Genomic DNA, 17,323 nt, shown 5'->3' with positions numbered 1-17,323 from the left:
TGGGGTCAGATGGCCAACTGTAATTTCAAGGCGTTGTTGTCATGAGTGAAGATGCACAAGATGTGGTGTTGGTGGTCGAGGATGAACCGGCAATCCGGATGATCCTGCGTGACTACCTGGCAGGTGAGGGCTACCACGTATTGGTAGCCGAGGACGGTGAACAGGCGTTCGCCATCCTGGCGAGCAAGCCGCACCTGGACCTGATGGTCACCGACTTTCGCTTGCCTGGCGGCATTTCCGGGGTCGAGATCGCCGAGCCTGCGGTGAAGCTGCGACCGGACCTCAAGGTAATCTTCATCAGTGGCTACCCGGCGGAGATTCTCGAGTCGGGCAGCCCCATCGCCCGCAAGGCGCCGATCCTGGCCAAACCGTTTGACCTGGATACCTTGCACCAGCAGATCCAGGACCTGTTGCGCTGAGCCGCTATGCCGGGGCTGGTCGCCCCGGTTATTGCCTCTGATGCAAGGCACAATCTCGCCATTGAGCCTTTTCACTGAAGCTCAACAGGCATATGGTGTACGCCGTCCATATTCCCTGGAGCTGTCATGGCCAACCATTTCCCTTCCGTCCGCCCCCGCCGCCTGCGCCAGAACGAGTCGCTGCGCACGCTCTTTCAGGAGACGGAATTCCGCCTCGAAGACCTGATCCTGCCGATCTTCGTCGAGGAGGGCATCGACGACTTCGTGCCGATCACCAGCATGCCGGGGGTCAACCGTATTCCTGAAAAACGGCTGGCCCAGGAAATCGAACGCTACGCCCGCGCCGGCATCAAGTCGGTGATGACCTTCGGCGTTTCGCACAACCTCGATGCCACCGGTAGCGATACCTGGAACGAGAACGGCCTGGTGGCGCGCATGGCCCGCATCTGCAAGGACAGCGTGCCGGAAATGGTGGTGATGTCCGACACCTGCTTCTGTGAGTACACCAGCCACGGCCATTGCGGCGTGCTGCACGACCATGGCGTGGACAACGACGCCACCCTGGCCAACCTGGGCAGGCAGGCCGTGGTGGCTGCAGCGGCTGGGGCCGACTTCATCGCGCCGTCGGCGGCGATGGACGGGCAGGTCCAGGCGATCCGTGGTGCACTGGATGCCGCGGGCTTCCACGACACCGCGATCATGGCCTATTCCACCAAGTTCGCCTCGTCGCTCTATGGTCCATTCCGTGAAGCGGGCGGCACAGCGCTCAAGGGCGACCGCAAGAGCTACCAGATGAACCCGATGAACCGCCGCGAAGCGGTGCGCGAGTCGCTGCTCGACGAGCAGGAAGGTGCCGATGTACTGATGGTCAAACCGGCCGGGGCCTACCTGGACGTGATCGCCGACATTCGCGCCGCATCGCGCCTGCCGCTGGCGGCTTACCAGGTCAGTGGTGAGTACGCGATGATCAAGTTCGGCGGCCAGGCCGGTGCCATCGACGAGGGGCGAGTGGTGCGTGAGAGTATCGGTGCGATCAAGCGTGCCGGTGCTGACCTGATCCTGACCTATTTCGCCATGGACCTGGCCCGCGAAGGCATCTGAGGCCACTGCACGCGAGAAATCGCTGAGCGTGGAATTATTTTGTGTCCCGGTGTATCTGATGCCAAAGAGCCTCAGTAACAGGGACACATGGATGAAATCACGCAAAAAAGCTGTCAAGCCGATCGGTTTGAAAGACATCACCATCGTCGACGACGCGAAAATGCGCAAGGCGATCACTGCCGCTGCGCTGGGCAACGCCATGGAGTGGTTCGACTTCGGCGTTTACGGCTTCGTCGCCTATGCCCTGGGCAAGGTGTTCTTCCCCAACGCCGACCCCAGCGTGCAGATGATCGCGGCTTTGGCCACCTTCTCGGTTCCGTTCCTGATCCGCCCGCTGGGCGGGCTGTTCTTCGGTGCCCTGGGCGACAAGTTCGGCCGGCAGAAAATTCTTGCCGCGACCATCGTGATCATGTCGCTCAGCACCTTCGCCATCGGCCTGATACCGTCCTATGACACCATCGGCATCTGGGCGCCGATCTTGCTGTTGCTGGCAAAAATGGCCCAAGGCTTCTCGGTGGGTGGTGAATACACCGGCGCCTCGATCTTCGTCGCCGAATACGCACCCGACCGCAAGCGCGGCTTCCTCGGCAGCTGGCTGGATTTTGGCTCGATCGCCGGCTTTGTCCTCGGCGCCGGGGTCGTGGTGCTGATCTCCACCTACCTGGGCGAGGAAAAGTTTCTCGAATGGGGCTGGCGCCTGCCGTTCTTCCTTGCCTTGCCGTTGGGCATCATCGGCCTCTACCTGCGCCATGCGCTGGAGGAGACCCCGGCGTTCCAGCAGCATGTCGATAAACTTGAGCAGGGCGACCGCGAGGGCCTGGCTTCGGGGCCCAAGGTGTCGTTCAAGGAAGTTGCCACAAAGCACTGGCGCAGCCTGGTGACGTGCATTGGCGTGGTGATCGCCACCAACGTGACCTACTACATGCTGCTCACCTACATGCCCAGCTACCTGTCGCACAACCTGCACTACAGCGAAGACCACGGTGTACTGATCATCATCGCGATCATGGTCGGCATGCTGTTCGTGCAGCCGGTCATCGGCCTGCTCAGCGACAAGTGGGGCCGCCGCCCATTCATCATCGTCGGCAGTGTCGGCCTGTTGGCCCTGGCCATCCCGGCCTTCATGCTCATCAACAGTGGTGTGCTCGGGGTGATCTTCGCCGGCTTGCTGATCATCGCCGTGTTGCTCAACTTCTTCATCGGCGTGATGGCTTCGACCCTGCCGGCGATGTTCCCCACCCACATTCGCTACAGCGCCCTGGCCAGTGCCTTCAACATTTCGGTGCTGATCGCCGGCCTGACCCCGACCCTGGCGGCCTGGCTGGTAGAGACCACCGGCGACCTGTACATGCCGGCGTACTACCTGATGGTGATTGCCACCATTGGCCTGATCACCGGCCTGACCATGAAAGAAACCGCCAACAAGCCACTGCGTGGCGCTGCCCCGGCGGCGTCGGATATCGATGAGGCGCGAGAGCTGCTGCAGGAGCACCACGACAATATCGAGCACAAGATCGAAGACATCGATGAGCAGATTGCCGAGCTTGAGGCCAAACGCAAGTTGCTGGTACAGCAACACCCGCGTATCGATTAAGCTACAGGCCTGTTCACTCAGTAGATAAAGTGTATGGCCGAAGGGTTCTGCGCGCTGCCGCCGCTAAATGGCCTACGTGTTTTCGAGGTTGTGGCGCGCCACCTCAACTTTCGCCTGGCCGCAGACGAACTCGGGGTAACCCAGGCTGCCGTGGCGCAGCAGATACGCGGACTTGAAGCGAACCTGGGGATCAAGCTGTTCGAGCGCTTGCCCAGGGGCCTGAGCCTGACAGGCGCCGGCCAGCGCTACAGTGTCGATATCCGCAGCGCCTTTGCCCTGATCGGCAGCGCCACCCAGGCGCTGCGCCCGGATGCATCGCACCTGACGGTGAGCGTTACACCGACCTTCGCGGCGAAATGGCTGATCCCCAGATTGTCGTCGTTCGCGCAGGCGCACCCGGACATCGACCTGCAGGTGCTGGCCACCGACCGGCTTTCTCAGTTCCGCCCAGAGGGCGTGGATATCGCCGTGCGTTACGGTGTGCCACCGTTCGGCCCGGGCCTGCACACCGAGCCGTTGCTCGCGCAACGCGTGGTGGCCGTCGCCAGCCCGGCGCTGCTCGCGCAACTGGGTAAGCCCGTGGATCTGGAGCAGTTGCAGCGTTACCCGTTGCTGCACGATGCCCACAACGTCTGGCCGGACTTCATCACCGAGGTATTCCACCGGCCGTTACCGCCCGGGGCCAAGCATATGCGGTTCAATCAGACCTCACTCGCCATCGATGCCGCGGTTGCAGGGCAGGGCCTGGCGCTGGCCAGCGAGTTTTTCGTGCACAGCGACCTGCACGCCGGGCGCCTGGCCCTTGCCTTCGACCAGGTGCTGGCGTTGCGGCAGGCGTTTTACCTGGTGTGGCCGCGCAATGCCCACCAACCCCAGGCGCTGGCAATGGTGCGGGCCTGGCTGTTAGCGCAGGCGAGGGCGCTAACACAGTAGAAAATCTATCGTCTGAACGAAGCGTTGCTGGCTCTCTGGCTGTGCAGGCCGGGTGCTAGTCTGGGCCCCTCTCGCATGCACATCGCAGGGTTGACCCGGAGGCTTCATGTCCAACCAAAAAGTAGCAATCGTGATCGCCGGCGGCAGCGGTATGGGCGCCGCAGCAGCCAGGCGCCTGGCCGCCGACGGCTTCAAGGTCGGTATCCTGTCGTCCTCTGGCAAAGGCCAGGCACTGGCCGAGACGCTGGGTGGGATTGGCGTGACCGGCAGCAACCAGTGCAACGGCGACATCCAGCGCCTGGTCGATGCCGTACTCGCCGAATGGGGCCGTATCGATGTGCTGGTCAACAGTGCCGGCCACGGCCCGCGTGCGCCGATCCTTGAAATCAGCGACGAAGACTGGCACCAGGGCATGGAGACCTACCTGCTCAATGTCATCCGCCCAACGCGGCTGGTCACGCCAATCATGCAGCGCCAGCAGGGCGGGGTGGTGATCAACATTTCCACCGCCTGGGCCTTCGAGCCAAGTGACCTGTTCCCCACCTCGGCAGTGTTCCGTGCGGGCCTGGCGGCGTTCAGCAAAATCTTCGCCGACACCTATGCTGCGGACAACATCCGCATCAACAACGTACTGCCGGGCTGGATCGACAGCCTGCCGGCCACTGAGCAGCGCCGTGACAGCGTGCCGCTCAAGCGCTATGGCAGCAGCGAGGAAATCGCCGCCACCGTGGCCTTCCTGGCCAGCGATGGCGCGGCGTACATCACCGGGCAGAACATCAGGGTCGATGGCGGCATTACCCGCAGCATCTGATCAGGCGCGGGCCAGGGTGGCTTTGAGTGTGCGCTCCACCACATCGACCAGGACCATGGTCTGGTGGTCCACCTCGATGTTGATCAGTTCACCGGCCTTGTAGTGGGCGAAGGTGGTCTGGCGCAGGGTTTCCGGAATCAGGTTGATGGTGACCAAGGTGTCGTCCACGTCGGCGACGGTCAGGCTGCAGCCGTTGACGCCGAGAAACCCGCGTGGGAACACGTATTTGGCCCACTGCGGCGGCATGCGGAAGGTGATGAAGGCGCCGGTTTCCTCGATCGACAGCTCGACGATCTCGGCGGTGGTAGCGACATGGCCGGCCATCAGGTGGCCGCCGACTTCAGCGTTCATTTTTGCCGAGCGCTCGATGTTCACGCCCTGGCCTGCCTTGAAGCAGCGCAGGTTGGTGCGCTCGAGGGTGGCAGTCATGGCGTCGAACTTCACCTGGGTGCCGTCAATTTCGGTGACCGACAGGCAGGTGCCCTCGACACTGACGCTGGCGCCGATCTTCAGGTCCTCGAGCAGTTCGGGGGTGAGGTCGATGGTGAACTGGTTGTGGCCCGGGTAGGTGGTCACCGCAAGCAGGGGGCGGACGGCCTGGACGATGCCGGTGTACATGGAGGTGCTCCTTGGCGCTGTAGAGGCAAGCTGACTGGGCGGGCACGTTCACACGTTGGCCCGCGCAGTCCACTAGGGTCTCACAGATGCCCGCTGCTGTTCACTATTCTCAGGCACAAGGCTTCGTACGGGTCCAGGTTGATCATCAACCGCCCATCCTCGGTCAGGTCGCCCTCGACCGTCTCATTGATCATGTCCACCACAGTCCCGGGCGTGAAGCCGGTCAATAGCAGCTCTTCGGCAATCACCTCGTGGCCGAAATTCAGCGCGCTGATCTGGATGCCACGCCCGGCCGGCAGTTCGTGCACCATCACCAGCAACCCCGGGCTGCTCACCTCGGGCACCAGTACCTGGCGGCTGCTGGCAATACCATAGGCCTGGCGCACGGCGAGCAGTTTCTTGACCTTGCTGGCAAACGAATCGCTGCTTTCCAACTGCTGGTCGAGGCTGCCGTACAGTGCGCGTGCGCGCGGCATGCCACGCACCGACGTTTGCGCCTCTTCATCGAGCCCGGCCAGGTCGTAGCCGCCACGGTGTATCCAGCGGGTATCGCCATCGGCCATCCTCTGTGCCACCGCTTCGGCCGGCAACGGCAGGGCGCCGACCAGGTCCCAGCCCGACAGCGCGACCACGCCGGGCTGCATGGCGTTGTACATCACCAGCAACAGGTGCACCTTCTGGATCAGCTCGATATCAGCTGGGCCAATCTGGTCCAGGTCACGGATGCCCAGCGCTGCAGTGATCAGGCTGGCGGTGGTGCAGGAGATGCCGTTGGTGACAAAGCGCAAATTGTAGGGCGCATGTTCGCCCGAGAGGCGTTCGTAGATTTCCTCGCGGATATGTTCGCGCAGGATGTTGCCGGGCAGGGTCTGGCCCCGGTACAGGTACATGTCATGGGCGTGCAGGGTCCAGAAGTGCACCAGCTCGACGGTGAGCTCGTCGTGGTTCTGCAGGGCGTGGATCAACGACGCCGGGTCGATGCCGAAGCTGTGCATTTCCTTGAGCATCAGGCGCAGGAACTCGGTATCGCCGGTCAGCAGTGCATGCTGGTACGCCGGGCGGGTGATGAAGTCATAGGACAGGTCGGCGCCGCCCTTGGACATCTGCGCGATGTCGTCCAGCGTCAGGTTAAGCTCCTGGAAGCTGAACCCGCCGGCCTTGCGGATCATGCCGCCGATCAGTTGGTTACCGACGATCGACAGCGGGTGGCTTTCCGACCAGGCGGTGCCACTGGCGCAGGTCTCGACCCCGAGAAAACCGTTGGCATCCAGGCGCAGGCCGCGCGCGCCCAGGCAGTCCAGCGCATGCAGGGCATCGCCGATGATCATCTGCTGCGCGGCAAAGCTTGGGTCCAGCCAATTGAGCGACGGTTGGCCATCCTTGAAGTAATGCAGGTAGACCCAGCGCCGCGTCTTGCCATCGACACCGGTGATCGGTGGTGTTGCGCTCCAGTCGGTCTCCTTCACGCCGGGCTCGAAGAAGATCACCCGTTGCAGTTGGCCGACGATGTAGTGGTGTGCCTTGAGCTCATCGCACTGCGCAGGCAGCAGGTTGACCGAATCGCGGCCAGGGGGCACGTCTGGCAGCAGCGGCCAGTCTTCCTCGCGCACCTCGACCATGTGGTACAGCCCGGGATAGGCGCCGTGGGCCAGCTCGGCCAGGCGGAAATCGGCGCCCTTGCCCGTGTGCGAGGGGATCAGGTCATCGATGGTCACGGCGTTGTGCGCCGCTGCCATGCGGCTCATCTGCACCAGCTCCTGCTCGGTGCCGTAGAGCGGGTCGATATCGAAACTGATACGGTCGAAGTTGCCGTCCACGCTGGGGGTGAAGTCGCGCCCCCTGACACCCCCGGACTGCTTGATGGGGCCGGTGTGAATGCCCTGTACGCCAATTTCCGACAGGCGCTTCCACAAGGCTTCGTGGCCCAGCGCGCCAAGCACCGAGCAGCCTTCAGGGGCGATGATCGCATCGGGGTAGACGGTCAGCCAAACCGACGCGATGTCGGTGGCGCGGCGTGGCTGCGTTTCGGCGTAGGGGTTCATCCACAGACGAGACTGGCCGGAATACAGCCGGGCCCGCTCCTGGGAGGCCTTGAGCATGGAGCGCTCTTCGAGCCATTTGACGTATGACGGGTCGGGTTGGGTCATTTCGCGTCCTCTCTGCGTGGCGGCACCGGCCAAGTTATGACGGCGGCGGCGCCGGAACGTTCGGCTGAGGTATCACGCCCTGGCCATTCAGCGCCGCGCCGATAATTGCTGCGGCGCCAGGAACGCACCATGGAAGTAGTCGCGCAAGGCCTGCATCGCCGGGCTGAATGCCCGCTCGCGGTGCCAGGCCAGGCCCACGCTCATGGGCGTGACCGGGTCGCTGATGGTGACGGTCTCGATGCGCTTGCCTTCGAGCGACCAGGGCCGGTGCACCAAGTCAGACAGGATAGCCACACCGCTGCCATTGGCCACCATGCTGCGCACCGCCTCCACCGAACTGGTGCGCACCCGCACGCTGGGCCGTTGCCCGGCCAGCTCCCAGTAACGCATGGCGCTCTGCTCGGCTTCGTCCACGGTCAGCAGGATGAACGGCTCACGGGCAACGTCGGCCAGGCTCACCGTAGAGCGCTCGCACAGTGGATGGTGGCTGGGCAGCCACAGCCGGCGCTCGGAGTTGAACAGGGTTTCAGAGACGATATCGGGGTGGGTGAGGTTGGCGGTGAGCACCACGGCCATGTCGAAGCGGCCTTCCAGCAGCCCTTGCTCGATGGCGCTGCGCTCCTGCTCGTGGACCTGCAGGGTTACGCCCGGGTGCCAGTGTTCCAGGCGTTGCAAGTGGTGCGGCAGGAAATAGCCGATCACCGTGTAGCTGGCCGCCAGGCGCAGCAGGCCACTGGCGCGCACGTCCGGCAGCGGGCTGTTGAGTGCGTCATCGACACTGCGCAGGATCACATAGGCGCGGTTGAGAAAATGCCGGCCCGCATCGGTCAGGCTCATGCCTTGCGCCGAGCGCTGGAACAGCAAGACCCCGAGCATCGCCTCGAGCTCCTTGATCGCGGTGGTCACCGCCGATTGGGAAATGTTGAGGTGGAGGGCGGCCTGGGAGATCTGGCCGATCTCGGCGGTGGCGACGAAGTAGCGCACCTGGCGCAAGGTCAGTGACACGGGAGGCTCCTGGGTATCTGTTTTTCAGAAGACACCCTATCTGTTTATAGATCTTCCCAAGGGGGCGGTAGAGAATCTAACGTGACCTTCACACCGTCACAAGCACCGGGAGCGTAGGCATGCAGGCAGTAGACTTCAATTCGGACATGGGTGAGGGTTTCGGCCCCTGGACCATCGGCGATGGTATCGACAACGAGCTAATGGCCTTCATCAGTTCGGCCAACATCGCCACCGGCTTTCATGCCGGCGACCCAGGCACCATGCGGCGCACCGTCGAGCGGGCCAAGGCGCTGGGCGTGGCCGTGGGCGCTCACCCGGGTTTTCGTGACCTGGTCGGGTTCGGCCGCCGGCACATCAACGCGCCGGCTCAGGAGCTGGTCGACGACATGCTGTACCAGTTGGGTGCGCTGCGTGAAATCGCCCGGGCGCAGGGCGTGAAGCTGCAACACATCAAGCCCCATGGTGCGCTGTACATGCACCTGGCCCGTGATGAAGAAGCCGCCCGGTTGCTGGTGCAGAACCTGCAGGTGATCGAGCCGCAACTGTTGCTGTACTGCATGCCTGGCTCGGTGATCTGCCGGGTTGCCCAGGCTCTGGGCCAGCCGGTGGTGCGTGAGTTCTACGCTGACCGCGAGTACGACCAGAGCGGCTCGATCGTGTTCACCCGCGCGGTGCGTGGCTATCAGCCGCAGGCGGTCGCCGAGCGCGTGCTGCGGGCCTGCCGCGAGGGCGTTGTACGCACGGTCGAAGGCCAGGACCTGGCCATCGAATTCGACTCGATCTGCCTGCACAGCGATACCCCCGGGGCGCTCGACCTGGTCGAAGCCACCCGTGCAGCGCTGGACGCCGCCGGCATCGAGGTGCGCACGCCCCGTTGAGGTTCAAAGCACACGGTGCTCAGACACCGGTGCGCTGCACAGCATTGTTTTTGCCTGCCTTACGATAAAGATTCCAAAAAAGGAGCAGACATGGCCGAGCCGCTTGCCAGTACCCCGATCCGCTACAGCTTTGGTGCCGACGAGCACCTGTTTGCCGAAGTCAGCGACAGCATGTCGCTCGAGGCATTCTTCAAGGGCATGGCCGTTACCCGGGCGGTGGAGCGCCTGGCGCTGGAGGGCGTGCTGGACATTTGCCTGGCCAACGCCTCGTTCCAGATCCGCTTCGACCCCGACCGCATCGCCCCCGACGTGCTGCTTGCAGCGGTGCGCGGTGCAGAGGCCGAGGCGGTTGCCGAGCGCACATTGCACACCCGGATCATCGAGATCCCAGTGCTGTACAACGACCCCTGGACCCATGAAACCCTCATGCGCTTTCGCGACCGCCACCAGGACCCGGGCAGCACCGACCTGGAATACGCGGCGCGTATCAATGGCCTGGCCGATGTCGATGCGTTCATCGCCGCACACAGTGGTGCGCCTTGGTTCGTGTCGATGGTCGGCTTTGTCGCAGGCCTGCCGTTCATGTTCCAGATGGTCGAGCGCGAGCGCCAGTTGCAGGTGCCCAAGTACCTGCGCCCGCGCACCGACACGCCGAAGCTGACCCTGGGCCACGGCGGCTGTTTCGGTTGCATCTATTCGGTGCGCGGGGCAGGGGGCTACCAGATGTTCGGCGTTACCCCGGCGCCGATCTACGACCCGCAGCAGGGCCTGAACTATCTGAAGGAGCACATGGTGTTCTTCCGCCCGGGGGACATCGTGCAGTTCAAACCCATCGACCGTCAGGCCTATGACCAGGCGGTGGCGGATGTCGAGGACGGCCGTTTCGACCTACGCATTCGCCCGGTTGAGTTCTCGCTGGATGCTTTCCTGGCCGACCCGGTCGGCTATCCCAAGTCGTTGCAGGAGGTGCTGGCATGATCAAGGTACTCAAACCTGGCCTGGCAACCTCGGTGCAGGACTTGGGCCGTGAAGGCTATTACCACTTGGGCATCCCGCCGTCAGGGGCGCTTGATCAATATGCGTTGCGCGCCGCCAACCAGCTGGTCGGCAACCCGGCGGGCACTGCCGGCCTCGAATGTGCACTGGTGGGGCCGGAGCTGGAGTTTCTGCAAGATGCCCTGGTGGCGGTGTGTGGCGCACAGATGCCGGTGCTGCTCGATGGCCGTGAACAGCGTCCGGACACCTCGTTTGCAGTCAGGGCAGGCCAGGTGCTGCGCTTTGCCTTCCCCACAGCCGGGGCGCGTGCCTATCTGGCGGTCGCGGGCGGCATTGATGTACCCGAAGTGCTGGGCAGCCGGTCCACCTACGCACTGGGCGCGCTGGGCGGTTTTCAGGGTCGCAAGCTGCAGGCAGGTGATGTACTGCCGGTCGGTGTGCCCAGTGCCAAGGCCCGTGCCGGTGCCAGTTTGCCAATGGCACTGCGCCAGGCGCTGGGTGGCGAAGTGGTGTTGCGCGTGGTGCCGGGGTTGTACTTCCACCGCCTGTCTGATGCTGCGGCGAAAAGCTTTTTCACCGATGCCTGGACGGTGGGCTCCGAGGCTGACCGTATCGGCTACCGCTACAAGGGTGGCAACGCACTGAGTTTCCAGCCGCGTGAGCAGCCATTCGGCGCAGGCTCGGACCCGTCCAATATCGTCGACAGTTGCTACCCGATCGGCTCGATACAAGTACCCGCCGGGCTGGAGCCGATCATTCTGCACCGCGATGCGGTGTCGGGTGGTGGGTACGCCATGATCGGCACGGTGATCAGCGCCGACCTGGACCTGATCGGGCAGATGCAGCCGAACCAGCAGGCGCGGTTCTTGCCGGTGAGCATGGAAGCGGCGCTTGAGGCGCGGCGGTCCTACAAGAAAAGGCTGGCGTATCTGAGCAAGCTGTTCAGCTGATTGGTGCGCAGCCTGTACCGGCGTCTTCGCGGGTTGCTGCGAAGCGTCCGGTACAGGCGGGCTAGCCTCAGGTCAGAAGCTGTACTTGGCGGTCAGCATCATGTTGCGCGGTGCGCCCCAGGTGTCGCCGGCATAGTTGACCGAGGTGGCCACGGCCGAGTAGTACTTGCGGTCGAAGACGTTGTTGGCGTTGAGCTGCAGGTCGAGGTGCTTGTTGACCTGGTAGCCAGCCATCAGGTCGGTGACCGCGTACGAACCCTGGACCAGACGGTACTCGCTGCCATCGGCAACGGTGAAGTCGTTGTAGATGCGGCTCTGCCAGGAGATGTTGCCACCGATGCGCAGCTTCTCCAGCGGGCCTTCGAAGCGGTAGGTGGTGGTCAGCTTGAACAGGTGCTCCGGGGTATCGGTGTCGAAGCGCTGGTTGACGTTGCCCGGGTTGGCGGCGTCTTTGAGGGTGTGGACGCGGGCATAGGTGTAGCCTGCACCGACCTGCCAGTTGCGGGTCAGCGCACCCTGCAGCTCCATGTCGATACCTTGGCTGCGTACCTCGCCCGAGGCGACGTAGCAGTTGGTAGGGTCGTTGCAGCCAGTCAGGTCGGTCTGCGAAACGGCACGGTTTTCCTGGTCGATACGGAACAGCGCCACGCTGGCATTGAGGGCGCCATCGAAGTACTCGCCCTTGAGGCCGATTTCATAGTTCTTACCGTCCACCGGCTTGAGCGGGCTACCGGAAGCGTCCTTGTAATCCTGTGGGTTGAAGATGTCGCTGTAGCTGACATACACCGAGTGATGATCGTCCAGGTCGTAGATCAGGCCGGCATAGCGGGTGACATTGCGCGTGACCTTGTAATCGGCGCTGGAGCTTTCCTTGTTGTCGTAGTCGTACCAGTCCAGGCGGCCGCCCAGGATCAGCTTCAGCGGGTCGGCCAGGCTCAGGCGCGTGGTCATGTACACGCCTTCCTGGGTAGCGACTTCGCGTACGTTATTGGTGTGCACGAAATTCGGCTTGCCACCATTGAGCGGCCAGTTGGTGTCATACGGGCTGTAGTTGCGCGTGTCCATGTCATAGATGCGCTTGCTGGCGCCCACCACCAGCTCGTGGGTGCGGCCAAACGCCTGGAACGGGCCGCTGACGAAGCCGTCCACGCCAGCCTGGTTTTCCTGGTGCTTGGACTGGTAGGCCGTACGGGACAGTGGCTTGTCGAGCCCTGCCCAACGCGACTGGTAGGAGCCGGTGAAGGTGCCGTCCTGTTGGGAATAGTTGGCGTTGACCTGCAGCTTCCAGTCATTGGCCAGGCGCTGCTGCACTTCGGCGAATACGGTGTTGATCTCCTGGTCCTTGTTTTCCCAGTCACTGCCTGGGTTGTAGGAGCGCGAGTAACCCACGTGGTGGCCGTTCAGGGCGGTTGGCATGGCGCCCCAGAAGTTGTTGGTCTGGTCTTTCTGGTGAGAGAAACCGAGGGTCAGGGTGGTGTCTTCGGACAGGTCCGCCTCGGTGATCGCATAGAACAGGCCGTGGTCTTCTTCGACGTCGTCGATGTAGCTGTTGGCACCCCGGTAGGACGTCACCACGCGGCCGCGCAGTGTGCCGCTGTCGTTGAGCGGGCTGGAGGCATCGACTTCGCCGCGGTAGTCGTCCCAGCTGCCAGCGGCGCCGGTCAGGGTGACCTTCTGTTCGGCCAGCGGACGCTTGCGCACCAGGTTGATGGCCGCCGAAGGGTTGCCGGAGCCGGTGATCAGGCCGGTCGCGCCGCGCACGATCTCGACGCGGTCGAACATGGCCAGGTTAGGCTGGGAGCCCACGGTATACGGCTTGTAACCGCTCGGAATGCCGTCGTACATCAGGTTGTCGATGTCAAAGCCACGTGACGAGTAGTTTTGCCGACCTGGGCCGCCGGAGTAGTCGAGGAACAGCCCTGGCGTGGCCTTGACCACGTCGTTGATGCTGGTCATCGCCTGGTCGTCCATGCGCTGGCGGGTGATCACGGTCACCGCTTGCGGCGTTTCACGCAGGCTCAATGGCAGCTTGGTGGCGGTGGACATGGAACCTGTGGTGTAGGACTGCGAACCCTCCGTGGTGCTGCCCAGCCTGTCGGAGCTGATCTCGGTGGCGCCCAGTACCAGCGCGGTGGGCTGATCGCCTTCGGCCAGGGCCGGTGTGACGATGGCCATGCAGATGGCCATGGCGAGCAGGTTGCGGGCAGGGAGATTGCGCGTGGGCGCGAGTGGCGACGGCATGAGGGGCGGGTTCCTGTGCATTGTTAAACGTTATTGAAAGCGTGTATGAGAACGATTAACAATAAGTTTGTCAGGATTTGTCCGCCCGTGAAAGATTGGGATGTAGGATTTTTTACCTTTTTTTCACATTTGTAGCGCTGTCTAGACGGCGCCGTGCAGAGCGATCAGGGTTCAGCGCGGTTTATCGCCTTGCCCCGCTGCTCGGCCACTTCCGCAGCCTGGCCATCACGTTGCTTGCCTTGGCGCGCCAGCCCTTCGAGTTGCGGGATCAGCATGCCTTCGGGCAAATGCCGCCAGAAACGCCCCGGCATGTGCAGGCGCAAGGCATCCGGGTTGAGGCGGGCAGGGTTGAAGGTGTGGCGGTAGTAGGTGCGCCACAGCTCGGCACCCGGGTCATCGGCATTGCGCGCCCACTGCCGCCAAGCGTCCGGGCAGTGCCGCTGATAATTGAAACCCTGGCCGTCGAAGCGAATACCGTCCGCCGGCGTGGCGATCAACCAGCGCTGGCGCCCCAGGCGGTCGGCGAAGTGCGCGCTGGCACTGTGCAGAATGTCATGGGCCGGCTCGTGATAGGCCACCAGGTCCAGTTGCAGTTGCTCGGCAAGCACTGGCGGCAAGGGCACGAAACGCACGAACGCATGCAAGTGATGTGCTTCACGGCTGACTTGCTTGATACGCCGGTGCAATTCACTGCCCAGGCGGTCGCCGGCGAGCATTGCCGTGCGGTCACCGTGGGCCACGCGCCAGAGCACTTCGTACAGCAGCGCCCAGCGTTGCTCGCCCCGGTATCGCGATGCCTGTTCCAGGAGGCCCAACAGCGCCGCCGGTACCTTGGCGTGAAAGGGGCCGGGCCCTTCTGGCAGCGCAGCAGGCACCGCCAGCAGGTCATCGATCGGCCCTTGCGACCAGGTCACTTGCGCCGGGTCGATACCGTGCCCGAGCAGCGTGCGGGCCTGGGCGCGCCAGGTGCTGAAGCAGCCGTCACAATCGAGCGCGATCACCCCCACAACCCCATCTGCACGGGTGCCTGTGGCTCACGCAGGCGCTCGCGCAGCAGGCCGCTGCGCAGCTCGGCCTGGCCTGGGCGGTAGTCGCTGGTGATGATGAATGGCCGGGCCTTGTCGAGCACGCAGCGCAGCTGGATCAGGTCGTCATAGCGCACCCGCCGTTCACGGCGCAGCGCCACCAGCCGCTGAACACTGCGCAGGCCAATGCCGGGGATGCGTGCCAGCAGCGCCGGCTCGGCACGGTTCACATCCAGCGGGAACACCTCACGGTTGGCCAGTGCCCAGGCAAGCTTGGGGTCGATGTCCAGGGCCAGGTTACCCGCCTGGCCGAGCAACTCACCCGCTTTGTAGCCATAGCCGCGCAACAGGAAATCAGCCTGGTACAGGCGGTGCTCGCGCAGCAGCGGTGGGGCTGCCAGCGGCACGCTGCCCGGGCTGTCGGGTATCGGGCTGAAGGCTGAGTAATACACGCGCTTGAGGCCGTAACCTTGGTACAGCGACTCGGCGTTGCGCAGCAGCGTGCTGTCGTCAGTGGCATCGGCGCCGACGATGACCTGGGTGCTTTGCCCGGCCGGGGTGAAGCGCGGTGCTTTGGGCTCGCCCGCCACGGCTTGCTGGCCCTGGTGGATGACGCCCATGGCTTGGCGAATGGTATGGGCGTGCTTTTCCGGGGCCAGGCGCTTGAGGCTGGCATCGGTGGGCAGTTCGATATTGACGCTGAGGCGGTCGGCCAGGCGCCCGGCTTCCTCGATCAGCAGTGGGTCGGCGTCAGGTATGGTCTTGAGGTGGATGTAACCCCGGAAGTTGTGTTCCTCACGCAGCAGGCGCGCCACGCGGATCAACTGTTCCATGGTGTAGTCGGCCGAACGAATGATGCCGGAGCTGAGGAACAGGCCGCTGATGCAGTTGCGCCGGTAGAAGTCCAGGGTCAGGCGCACCACTTCCTCGGGGGTGAAACGCGCCCGCGGCACGTTGCTGGAGCGGCGATTGACGCAGTATTGGCAGTCGTACAGGCAGAAGTTGGTCAACAGCACCTTGAGCAGCGAAACGCAGCGCCCGTCCGGTGTATAGCTGTGGCAGATCCCCATGCCGTTGGTCGCGCCCAGGCCGTTGCTGCCGCGCGAGCTGCGTTTGGGCGCGCCGCTGCTGGCACAGGACGCATCGTACTTGGCGGCATCGGCAAGGATGCCAAGCTTGGCAATGAGCTGCATGAGGGTGTCTCGCGATACTGAATATTCATACAGTATTTTGAGAATTGATGGAATGCAAGTGGTGTCAGACGGTCGTGCCGCTCAGGCATGGCATCTAAACTTACAAACAGCCCGCCGCGGTTCCCACCACGGCGAGCCTCAACACCTAACCCGACCACCGCGACCCCGGACCGGACATCCCTCGCTGACGGTGGCCTTCTTGCAGAGGAGGGCAGGTCATGGACGAGGCAAGGCTCCACGATTTCATGGGCAAGCTGGTGGGTGACATGGGCGCTGCGGCGACCCTGGCCAATGTGATACTCGGCGACGAACTGGGGTTGTACCGGGCCATGGCCGATAGCCAGCCGGTCACCCCCCAAGTGCTGGCGGCACGGACCGGCTGCCATCCACGGCTGGTGCGTGAATGGCTCAACGCCCAGGCGGCGGCTGGCTATATGGTCCATGAGCAGGGCAGTTTCGTGCTGCCCGAGGAACAGGCCATGGCACTGGCCCAGGAGGATTCACCGGTCTACATGGCGGGCGGCGCGGCGGTGGTGGCGGCGCTGTTTCACGACAAGGACAAGCTGGTGGCTGCGATGCGCGGTGACGGGGGGTTGGCCTGGGGCGACCATCACCCCTGCATGTTCAGCGGTACCGAGCGTTTCTTCCGGCCTGGCTATCGCACCTTCCTGGTGGCCGACTGGCTGCCGGCGCTCGACGGTGTGGTGGCCAAGCTGCAGGCCGGCGCCAAGGTTGCGGATGTGGGGTGTGGGCATGGCGCTTCGACGCTGGTCATGGCCCAGGCGTTTCCAGCATCGACCTTCATCGGCTATGACTACCATGCGCCCTCCATCGCCACGGCCCGCGAACGCGCCGGTGAGGCCGGGTTGACCCCGCAGGTGAGTTTCCAGCAGGCGTCGGCCAAGGATTACCCGGGCAACGATCATGACCTGGTGTGCTTCTTCGATTGCCTGCACGACATGGGCGACCCGGTCGGGGCTGCACGGCATGCCTACCAGGCGTTGAAGCCCGACGGTACGGTGATGCTGGTGGAACCCTATGCCGAGGATACGCTCGATGGCAACCTGACGCCGGTCGGGCGCTTGTTCTATGCCGCGTCGACGTTCATCTGCACACCGAATTCACTGTCCCAGGAGGTGGGCTTGGGGCTGGGCGCACAGGCGGGCGAGGCGCGCTTGCGGGCGGTGTTCGAAGAGGCGGGGTTCACCGAGTTCCGGCGGGCGACACAGACGCCGTTCAACCTGATACTGGAAGCCAGGAAATAGGTGCACACCAATGCCGGCCTCATCGCCGGCAAGCCGGCTTGTATGGTTAGACTTGAAGGGGTGGTGGGACTAAATGCCGGATTCTGACTGTTGACGCAGTACAGACTGTGGGAGACATCGCCCCACCCCTTCCACCAAAGCGCCGAT

15 protein-coding genes are annotated in these 17,323 nt (G+C 63.7%); 9 read left to right on the top strand and 6 right to left on the bottom strand.

From position 1 onward, the window contains the following. The first annotated feature begins 41 nt into the window (after nucleotides 1-41). The 5 genes from JNA92_RS20635 (at nucleotide 42) to JNA92_RS20615 (ending at nucleotide 4,858) form a co-directional block, all read left to right on the top strand. The gene (locus tag JNA92_RS20635; RefSeq protein ID WP_241806393.1) at nucleotides 42-419 is read left to right on the top strand and encodes a response regulator; all 378 of its coding nucleotides are present in this window, start codon (nucleotides 42-44) and stop codon (nucleotides 417-419) included. A 126-nt stretch (nucleotides 420-545) separates the two neighbouring features. Next, the gene (hemB, locus tag JNA92_RS20630) at nucleotides 546-1,520 is read left to right on the top strand and encodes a porphobilinogen synthase (RefSeq protein WP_241806392.1); all 975 of its coding nucleotides are present in this window, start codon (nucleotides 546-548) and stop codon (nucleotides 1,518-1,520) included. 91 nt (nucleotides 1,521-1,611) lie between these two features. After that, nucleotides 1,612-3,114, top strand: coding sequence for a glycine betaine/L-proline transporter ProP (proP, locus tag JNA92_RS20625; protein WP_241806391.1), 1,503 nt, complete (start codon nucleotides 1,612-1,614; stop codon nucleotides 3,112-3,114). Nucleotides 3,115-3,147: 33 nt separating this feature from the next. Continuing rightward, nucleotides 3,148-4,047, top strand: coding sequence for a LysR substrate-binding domain-containing protein (locus tag JNA92_RS20620; protein WP_241806390.1), 900 nt, complete (start codon nucleotides 3,148-3,150; stop codon nucleotides 4,045-4,047). 106 nt (nucleotides 4,048-4,153) lie between these two features. Further along, nucleotides 4,154-4,858: an SDR family oxidoreductase gene (locus tag JNA92_RS20615; RefSeq protein ID WP_241806389.1), complete on the top strand. Its 705-nt coding sequence runs from the start codon at nucleotides 4,154-4,156 to the stop codon at nucleotides 4,856-4,858. On the opposite strand, the gene JNA92_RS20610 is transcribed toward JNA92_RS20615, so the two are convergent. The 3 genes from JNA92_RS20610 to JNA92_RS20600 all read right to left on the bottom strand — a co-directional run bounded on the left by JNA92_RS20610 (nucleotide 4,859) and on the right by JNA92_RS20600 (nucleotide 8,628). Next, the gene (locus JNA92_RS20610; protein ID WP_241806388.1) at nucleotides 4,859-5,476 is read right to left on the bottom strand and encodes a riboflavin synthase subunit alpha; all 618 of its coding nucleotides are present in this window, start codon (nucleotides 5,474-5,476) and stop codon (nucleotides 4,859-4,861) included. Nucleotides 5,477-5,556: 80 nt separating this feature from the next. Continuing rightward, entirely contained in the window at nucleotides 5,557-7,623 is a 2,067-nt protein-coding gene (gene treS / locus JNA92_RS20605) for a maltose alpha-D-glucosyltransferase (RefSeq protein WP_241806387.1), read from the bottom strand. Nucleotides 7,624-7,710: 87 nt separating this feature from the next. Beyond that, complete coding sequence (locus JNA92_RS20600; protein ID WP_241806386.1) at nucleotides 7,711-8,628, bottom strand: LysR family transcriptional regulator; 918 nt, start codon at nucleotides 8,626-8,628, stop codon at nucleotides 7,711-7,713. A gap of 119 nt (nucleotides 8,629-8,747) precedes the next feature. On the opposite strand from JNA92_RS20600, the gene JNA92_RS20595 reads away from it, so the two are divergent. The 3 genes from JNA92_RS20595 (at nucleotide 8,748) to JNA92_RS20585 (ending at nucleotide 11,452) form a co-directional block, all read left to right on the top strand. Continuing rightward, complete coding sequence (locus JNA92_RS20595) at nucleotides 8,748-9,506, top strand: 5-oxoprolinase subunit PxpA (protein WP_241806385.1); 759 nt, start codon at nucleotides 8,748-8,750, stop codon at nucleotides 9,504-9,506. 90 nt (nucleotides 9,507-9,596) lie between these two features. Then, on the top strand, nucleotides 9,597-10,484 hold the full coding sequence (locus tag JNA92_RS20590) for a 5-oxoprolinase subunit B family protein (protein WP_241806384.1): 888 nt from the start codon (nucleotides 9,597-9,599) through the stop codon (nucleotides 10,482-10,484). Next, nucleotides 10,481-11,452, top strand: coding sequence for a biotin-dependent carboxyltransferase family protein (locus JNA92_RS20585; protein ID WP_241806383.1), 972 nt, complete (start codon nucleotides 10,481-10,483; stop codon nucleotides 11,450-11,452). The genes JNA92_RS20590 and JNA92_RS20585 overlap by 4 nt, the downstream gene beginning before the upstream one ends. Before the next feature lie 72 nt (nucleotides 11,453-11,524). Here JNA92_RS20585 and JNA92_RS20580 read toward each other — a convergent pair whose 3' ends face one another. The 3 genes from JNA92_RS20580 to JNA92_RS20570 all read right to left on the bottom strand — a co-directional run bounded on the left by JNA92_RS20580 (nucleotide 11,525) and on the right by JNA92_RS20570 (nucleotide 15,911). Continuing rightward, nucleotides 11,525-13,693 carry a TonB-dependent siderophore receptor gene (locus tag JNA92_RS20580; protein ID WP_241806382.1) on the bottom strand — a complete coding sequence of 723 codons (2,169 nt, stop codon included), beginning with the start codon at nucleotides 13,691-13,693 and terminating at the stop codon, nucleotides 11,525-11,527. A 164-nt stretch (nucleotides 13,694-13,857) separates the two neighbouring features. Next, on the bottom strand, nucleotides 13,858-14,700 hold the full coding sequence (locus JNA92_RS20575) for a TIGR03915 family putative DNA repair protein (protein WP_241806381.1): 843 nt from the start codon (nucleotides 14,698-14,700) through the stop codon (nucleotides 13,858-13,860). Beyond that, nucleotides 14,691-15,911, bottom strand: coding sequence for a putative DNA modification/repair radical SAM protein (locus JNA92_RS20570; protein WP_241806380.1), 1,221 nt, complete (start codon nucleotides 15,909-15,911; stop codon nucleotides 14,691-14,693). The genes JNA92_RS20575 and JNA92_RS20570 overlap by 10 nt, the downstream gene beginning before the upstream one ends. A 218-nt stretch (nucleotides 15,912-16,129) precedes the next feature. On the opposite strand from JNA92_RS20570, the gene JNA92_RS20565 reads away from it, so the two are divergent. Continuing rightward, the gene (locus JNA92_RS20565; RefSeq protein ID WP_241806379.1) at nucleotides 16,130-17,176 is read left to right on the top strand and encodes a class I SAM-dependent methyltransferase; all 1,047 of its coding nucleotides are present in this window, start codon (nucleotides 16,130-16,132) and stop codon (nucleotides 17,174-17,176) included. The last annotated feature ends 147 nt before the right edge of the window (nucleotides 17,177-17,323 follow it).

It is taken from the genome of Pseudomonas putida, assembly GCF_022627325.1.
In the GTDB taxonomy this organism is placed as follows: domain Bacteria; phylum Pseudomonadota; class Gammaproteobacteria; order Pseudomonadales; family Pseudomonadaceae; genus Aquipseudomonas; species Aquipseudomonas putida_X.
Note: the sequence above shows the minus strand (reverse complement) of the source record. Positions and strands in the feature narration are given on the sequence as shown.

What these genes read in the sequence shown, in the direction of transcription:
- JNA92_RS20635 (WP_241806393.1), top strand. Translation starts at nt 42, where the DNA reads ATGAGTGAAGATGCACAAGATGTGGTGTTGGTGGTCGAGGATGAACCG.
- hemB (WP_241806392.1), top strand. Translation starts at nt 546, where the DNA reads ATGGCCAACCATTTCCCTTCCGTCCGCCCCCGCCGCCTGCGCCAGAAC.
- proP (WP_241806391.1), top strand. Translation starts at nt 1,612, where the DNA reads ATGAAATCACGCAAAAAAGCTGTCAAGCCGATCGGTTTGAAAGACATC.
- JNA92_RS20620 (WP_241806390.1), top strand. Translation starts at nt 3,148, where the DNA reads ATGGCCGAAGGGTTCTGCGCGCTGCCGCCGCTAAATGGCCTACGTGTT.
- JNA92_RS20615 (WP_241806389.1), top strand. Translation starts at nt 4,154, where the DNA reads ATGTCCAACCAAAAAGTAGCAATCGTGATCGCCGGCGGCAGCGGTATG.
- JNA92_RS20610 (WP_241806388.1), bottom strand. Translation starts at nt 5,476, where the DNA reads ATGTACACCGGCATCGTCCAGGCCGTCCGCCCCCTGCTTGCGGTGACC.
- treS (WP_241806387.1), bottom strand. Translation starts at nt 7,623, where the DNA reads ATGACCCAACCCGACCCGTCATACGTCAAATGGCTCGAAGAGCGCTCC.
- JNA92_RS20595 (WP_241806385.1), top strand. Translation starts at nt 8,748, where the DNA reads ATGCAGGCAGTAGACTTCAATTCGGACATGGGTGAGGGTTTCGGCCCC.
- JNA92_RS20590 (WP_241806384.1), top strand. Translation starts at nt 9,597, where the DNA reads ATGGCCGAGCCGCTTGCCAGTACCCCGATCCGCTACAGCTTTGGTGCC.
- JNA92_RS20585 (WP_241806383.1), top strand. Translation starts at nt 10,481, where the DNA reads ATGATCAAGGTACTCAAACCTGGCCTGGCAACCTCGGTGCAGGACTTG.
- JNA92_RS20580 (WP_241806382.1), bottom strand. Translation starts at nt 13,693, where the DNA reads ATGCCGTCGCCACTCGCGCCCACGCGCAATCTCCCTGCCCGCAACCTG.
- JNA92_RS20570 (WP_241806380.1), bottom strand. Translation starts at nt 15,911, where the DNA reads ATGCAGCTCATTGCCAAGCTTGGCATCCTTGCCGATGCCGCCAAGTAC.
- JNA92_RS20565 (WP_241806379.1), top strand. Translation starts at nt 16,130, where the DNA reads ATGGACGAGGCAAGGCTCCACGATTTCATGGGCAAGCTGGTGGGTGAC.